Annotated in this window: 3 protein-coding genes and 1 pseudogene; 2 read left to right on the top strand and 2 right to left on the bottom strand. The window is 75.1% G+C overall.

All coding sequences use genetic code 11. From position 1 onward, the window contains the following. Together VM95_RS36635 and VM95_RS36630 are read right to left on the bottom strand one after the other, a co-directional pair. A partial coding sequence (locus VM95_RS36635) for an RNA polymerase sigma factor (RefSeq protein ID WP_157882300.1) occupies positions 1–1,238 on the bottom strand: 1,238 nt, incomplete at its 3' end. Positions 1,239–1,588: 350 nt separating this feature from the next. Then, entirely contained in the window at positions 1,589–2,527 is a 939-nt protein-coding gene (locus VM95_RS36630) for a TetR/AcrR family transcriptional regulator (RefSeq protein ID WP_078861148.1), read from the bottom strand. 545 nt (positions 2,528–3,072) lie between these two features. On the opposite strand from VM95_RS36630, the gene VM95_RS36625 reads away from it, so the two are divergent. Both VM95_RS36625 and VM95_RS36620 read left to right on the top strand, forming a co-directional pair. Further along, positions 3,073–4,458 (top strand): NAD(P)/FAD-dependent oxidoreductase, encoded by a 1,386-nt coding sequence (locus VM95_RS36625; protein WP_045705445.1) that lies wholly within the window; start codon positions 3,073–3,075, stop codon positions 4,456–4,458. Positions 4,459–4,628: 170 nt separating this feature from the next. Beyond that, positions 4,629–5,903 (top strand): annotated as a pseudogene (locus tag VM95_RS36620) (PP2C family protein-serine/threonine phosphatase); the annotation flags it as partial. Between the last annotated feature and the right edge of the window lie 426 nt (positions 5,904–6,329).

Raw genomic sequence — 6,329 nt, 5'->3', positions numbered from 1 at the left:
CCGCTTCCGGAGGCCGCGCCGCCACCGGCCGCGCCGCCACCGGCCGCACTGGCACCGGCCGTACCGGCACCGGCCGCGACCGTCGCGCCGCCGACCGCCGCGACCCCGCCCACGGCGGCCGCGGCCGCGCCGGCCCCGCCGACGCCGATCCAGACCAGCACGCCGCCGGGCAGCAGCCCGCGCAGTCCGGTGTTGATCTCGGTCAGTTCGAGGCAGGCCGCGGTGCAGCGGTCGCACTCCTTGAGGTGCCGGCCGACCTCCGCCGAGGCCCGCTTGCGCAACGAGCCGCGCGCGTACGCCCCGAGCCGGTTGGCGTACGACGCGCAGGAGCTGTCCTGGCTGCCGGAGACGTGGGCCTGCAGGAAGCCGGCGGCGAGCCGGTCGCGGGCCCGGTGGGCCTGGACGGCGGTCGCGTTGGCGGTCTTGCCGAGCATCACGGCGACGGTCTTCGGGGACTCCCGCTCGACCTCGGTGTGCCAGAGCACCACCCGGTCGTCCTCGGGGAGTTCGGCGTAGGCCTGCATCACCATGCGCTGGTCGGCCATGGCCATCGCCCAGGCGTCGGCGCCGGGGTCGGCCAGGTCGAACTCGGCGACGGCGGCCGAGGTCTGCGCGAACACCGAGAAGTCGTCGACGAGTTGTTCGCGCCGCTCGCTGCGGTGCCAGGCGGCGGCGACGTTGCGCACGGCGGTCAGCAGGTAGGCGCGGACGGCGAAGTCCGGCCCCTTGCCCGCCCTGAGGGCCTGCAGGGTGCGGGCGAAGACCTCGCCGGCCAGGTCCTCGGCGGTGAAGCTGTCCCGGCAGCAGGTGCGCGCGTAGCGGCGCACCGAGTCGGCGTGCCGGCGGTAGATCTCCTCGTACGCGGTGTCGTCGCCGGCCCGGACCCGGGCGGTCAACTCGGCGTCGGCGGGCGGGCGCTCGCCGTCCACCGGGTCGGCGGGGGCGGGCACGGTGGGGCGGACGGGGCGGCCGCCGCCGACGAAGGCCTCGGGGGCGACGCCGCCGCGCCCGGCCGGGGCCTGGCCGGGCACCCGGCCCGGCGGCAGCGGAGCGGCGGACAGCGACTCGCGGTCGGGCATCCCGGCCTGGTCGGGGACGTGTCCGGCGCCCGGACCGGCTGCGGCGCCGGGGGCGTGGGCGGCACCGCCGGGGCCCGCGGCGGACCCTTCGGCCGTACTACCGGACGGGCCCCCGAAGTCGAGGCCGTACCCGTAGTCGTTCTGTTCCTCGGCGCTCACAACGGACCCCAGACTCCACGACAGCCCCCGTAGTGTGGCAGGGCGCGCGGGAGTGCGCAGGCGCACTGTTCCCGGGCGTGCGGCGCCGACGGCGCGCGAAGGGCGCGCATCCGGACATTGGCTCCAACCACGGGCAAAGGATGGCATAGCGCAGCGCGGGCCGGTAGCCGGACCGGCCGGTACCCACTCTTCCGTGGGGCCGTCGCGGATGTGTTCGCCCCCCGTGCGACGGGCTGTTGCGCGCCGCACGCACCCGGCGCGCGTGATGGGGCCGCGCGCCGGTGGTCCGCTCAACTCCCGCTGCCCGTCCGACACCTGCGAAGCCGGGCCGGACCGCCCCTGAACCCGGGTCAGCGCGCCCGCAGGCCGTCCAGCAGGATCTGCAGCAGTCGGTCCGAGGGCCCGGCGGCGGGCTGACCGTCCGCCTGCGGAGCCCCGGCGCCGAAGCCGCCGCCCGCCACGGCCGTCCGCGCCGCGTGCACCGGCACCGACGCCGTCAGCACCAGCACCACGTCCGACACCGTGACGCCCGGCCGCAGTTCGCCCGCCGCGCCGGCCCGCGCCACCAGGGCGGCCAGCAACTGCAGCAGCAGCCGGGGATCGGCGTCCGCCGCCGAGGGCTCGCCCGCCGCGTCGGACCGCTCGTCCTCGTCGCGCGGGTCGAAGGGGACGGCGGCCGGCTGCTCCGGCAGCCGCGGCTCGGGCACCCGGCCCAGCTCCTCCGCGTACCGGAACGCCTCCGGCGGCAGCAGCCGCCCGGCGCCGGTGCTCACCGCCCGCGCCAGGTAGCCGGCCAGCGCCTCCCAGGCGCCGTCCCCGCCGTACAGCGACTCCCGGGCCTGGTCGGTCAGCCAGGCCACCTCCTCGGCGGCGATCCGCTGGACCAGCACCTCCTTGCTCGGGAAGCGCCGGTACACGGTGCCGACCCCGACCCCGGCCCGGCGCGCCACCTCCTCCATCGGGGCGTCGTAGCCGAACTCGCCGAACACCTCGCGGGCGGCCCGCAGCACGCTCTCCAGGTTCCGCCGGGCATCCACCCGCAGCCGGGCCCCGGGCAGCGGCGGAGCGGCCTGCGGCGGCTCCGCGCGGTACGGCGCACCCGCGTAGGAGGCGGCCGGCGCTCCCGACGCAGTGACGTGAACGGCCTGGGTGGCCTGAACGGCCGGTACGGAGTCCGACCGCGCCGCATCGAACGGCGGCGGCAGGTCCACCGGCCCGCGTTGCTCCGGAACCGTGCCCTGGCCCGCGTGCGGTGTGTCCACCCGCCCCAACACCTGCTTCTGCTCCATCATCCCAACTCTCCCCCGCAGGCGTCCGAAACCAGTACCCGTCGTCGCCCGCCTCTGCACCCCCCGGTGCAGCTCGATCCGTCAGAAAAGACCCGATGATCCATCGCTCGTGCGGCCCGTCCCGTCCCGTCGACCACGGTGGTGGTTCGTGCGGCCGGGCCGGGTGGTCCGGCCCGGCGCGTCGGCCCGGTCCGGGGCCTCGTCCGGGAACTACCCTTCCCCGGATGACTGCCCCGCAGTCGGGTCCGCGCGCCGACACTGGAACAGGCCGTAGTGGCCGATCCACGGTGCGTCGCCGCCGATGGTCGTGGCGGTGGCCGCTCCGGTACACAATCCGACCATAGTTCACGCCTCTTCGCGTCCGAAAGTGCGTCAGAAAGTCGTCCGGGCAGCACAACTGGCCACTCCGGCCCCGGCCGCCACGACCGGGGCCGTACGGGCTGTGGACAAGACCGCCCCCGCAGGTCCTTCATAGGGGGGCGTGATGGGGGGACGCCCCCGGCCGCGAGGCCGGGACGAATCGTCACATCGTCAGGAGGTGCACCATCCGAATCCTGATCGCCGGCGGCGGCTGTGCCGGAACGGCCGCCGCGCTGAACCTCCAGCGCGGTCTGCGGGACCGGATCCGGCGCGGCGAAGCGGAGATCACCGTCGTCGAGCCCCGGGCCTACTTCACCTACCACCCCCTGCTGGCCGAGGTCGCGGCCGGCTCGATCGACCCCCGCCACATCGTCGTCCCGCTGCGCGGGGCCCTGCCCGACTGCCGGGTGCTCACCGCCCGGATCACCCGCATCGAACACGCGACCCGCCGGGCCTTCGCCGACGCCGCCGGGCCGGGCGAGCCCCCCGCACCCGTCGAACTCCCCTACGACCTCCTGGTGGTGGCCGCCGGCTCGGCGCCCCGCACCGCGCCGGTGCCCGGCCTCGCCGAGCACGGCCGCGGCTTCTCCACCGTCGGCGAGGCGGTCGACCTGCGCAACCACGTCCTGGAACAGCTCGACCTGGCCGCCACCACCCGCGACCCCGCGCTGCGCCAGGCCGCGCTCACCTTCGTGTTCGTCGGCGCCGGCTACGCGGGCGTCGGCGCGCTCGCCGAACTGGAGGACATGGCCCGCACCGCCGTCCGCCAGTACCACAACGTCGCCGCCGAGGACCTGCGCTGGGTCCTGGTCGAGGCCACCGGCCGGATCCTCGCCGAGGAGTCGCCCGACCTCGCCGCCCACACCCTCGGCGAGCTGCGCGAACGCGGCGTCGACGTCCGCCTGCGGACCACTCTGGAGTCCGCCGTCGACCAAGTCGTGGCGCTCTCGGACGGCAGCCGCTTCGGGGCCCGCACCCTGGTCTGGACGGCGGGCGTGCGCCCCTCCCCGCTGCTGCGCGACACCGACCTGCCGCTGGACACCCACGGCCGGGTCCGCTGCCTGGCCACCCTGCAGGCGGTCGGACCGGACGGGCGGGCGCTGCCCGGCGTCTGGGCGGTCGGCGACTGCGCCGCCGTACCGGACCCGAACGCGGACGGCGCGCCCTGCGCCCCCAACGCCCAGCACGCCTTCGCGCAGGCCGACCTGCTCGCCCGCAACCTCGCGGTGGCCCTGGACGGCGGACCGCACGCGCCCGGCCTGGCCCCGTACCGGCCGGGCCCCGCCGCCTGCTCCACCTCGTTGGGCCTGGGCCGGGCCGTCACGCACACCCGGCGCGGCGGCCGGCTCACCGGGCGGCGGGCCTGGTGGCTGCACCGGGCCCGGCACCTGCGCCGGCTGCCGAGCCGGGAACGCCGGGTGCGGGTGCTGATGGACTGGGTGCTCGGCGGGGTGTTCTCCCGCGAAGTGGTCTCGCTCGGCGGCGTCGAGTACGGGCGTTCGGAGTTCGAGGCGGGGTTCGACCCCGGGCCGGGCCGGCCGCCCGGCAGCGGACCGGAAGCGCCCCGGTGAGCGGCGCCGACGATTCCGCCCGGGGGCGGTTCGGACGGCCACGCCGGGCGCGCGACTTCCGGAATCGGGCCACGGCCTGACAGGATCAGCCCGAACTGGTCATTACCCCGTGTGCTGCTGTGCGCACAAAAAGTGATGATATGACTGGAAAACGAGGAAGCGGCCGTCGTTTGAACCTCATGCGCTGGAGCGCCCGGCTCACCGGAGTCCCCTGGCGTGCCACCCCGTCCAACGGGGCCGGCACCGACGAGGGCACGCCCTCCGCCGACACCGTGGTCGTCCCCAGCCCCCGGGACCCGAGCAACCCGGCCACCGTCGCCGAACTCCTCGACCCCCTCAAGCCCCAGCACCTGCGCGAGGTCCTCAACCGCATCCCCGCCCCGGTCGCCGTCACCTACGGCCCGGCCCACCAGCTCGGCTACACCAACCGCGCCTACCGCGAGCTCTTCGGCGACCGCCGCACCGGCCTGCCCGCCGGAGAAGCCCTCCCCGAGCTCGGCACCATGGGCGTCCTCCCGCTGATGGACCAGGTCATCCGCGGCGGCCGCCCCCGCAGTGTGAAGGCCCGCTGCATCCTCGGCCTCACCGGCAACCGCTACTACAACGTCTCCTGCGTCCCGCTCGGCCCCTGCGACACCCCGGCGGACGGCCCGCCCGCAGGCGTCCTGATCTTCGCCGCCGAGGTCACCGACCAGGTCCTCGCCGCCGCCCGGCTCCGCGAGGCCGAGCGCCGCCAGCGCGAAGCCGCCGTCACCCTCCAGCGCAGCCTGCTCCCGCAGAAGCTCGACCAGCCCGCCGGCCTGCGGGTCGCCACCACCTACCAGCCCGGCGGCGCCGAGGCCGCGGTCGGCGGCGACTGGTACGACGTCATCGCCATCGACGGCGGACGCACCGCGCTCGTCATCGGCGACGTCATGGGCCGGGGCCTGCGGGCCGCCGCGGTGATGGGACAGCTGCGCACCGCCGTCCGCGCCTACGCCCGCCTCGACCTGCCCCCGCACGAGGTGATGCGCCTGCTCGACGACATCGCCATGGAGATCGACGCCAACCAGATCGCCACCTGCACCTACGCCGTCTGGGACCCGTGCCGTCGCACCCTCACCTACGCCTCCGCCGGGCACCTCCCCATGCTGCTGCGCTGCCCGGACGGCACCGTCCTGCGCAGCGAGGAACAGAACGGCCCGCCGCTCGGCACCGGCGGCGGCCTCCACGTCTCCCACACCCTGCGCCTGCTGCCCGGCACCACCGGTGTCCTCTACACGGACGGCCTGGTCGAACGCCGCGACGAGGACATCGACCAGGGCCTCGACCTCCTGGCCCGCACCCTCACCGGCGCGATCGGCGCCCCCGAGGTCATCTGCGCCCGCCTGCTCCGCGCGATGGGGGTGACCTCGGAGCACGACGACGACGTGGCCGTCCTGGCCTTCCAGCTGCCGGCCGAGGCGGAGGCCGAGAATCCGGTTGCGGAGCTTGACTCGGCTGTGCCAGAGGTCTAGTGTTCTTCGAGCTGCCTGGCAGGGAGCACCGGACACGCATCTGCGCGGACGGTCCCGGGGTAGCCAATCCTTCGAAACACCACTTCCTGGTTCGCGCTGGGTCGCGTTTGCGTTTTCGCGTCGCGGCAGGGTGCTTATTCGGTGTGCGCGTTTTATCGGATTGCGGTCGGACTCGGCCGGATTCGCTTTTCGGAGCGGGGATCGGCTAGAGTTTGAAACGTCGGACAGGGCGTCAAGCCCCGGAAGACACCGGCGAGTTGGATGACGAAGCCCCGGAAACGGAGCGGAAAACATCTGATAAGCTGGAAACACGAAAGAACGAAGCCCGGAGGGCCCGCTGGAAGGCGGCTCGAAGGAAGCGTCCGTTCCTTGAGA

The sequence above is a fragment of the Streptomyces rubellomurinus genome (assembly GCF_000961885.1).
GTDB classification, from domain to species: domain Bacteria; phylum Actinomycetota; class Actinomycetes; order Streptomycetales; family Streptomycetaceae; genus Kitasatospora; species Kitasatospora rubellomurina.
This window is presented reverse-complemented; position numbering and strand designations above follow the sequence as displayed.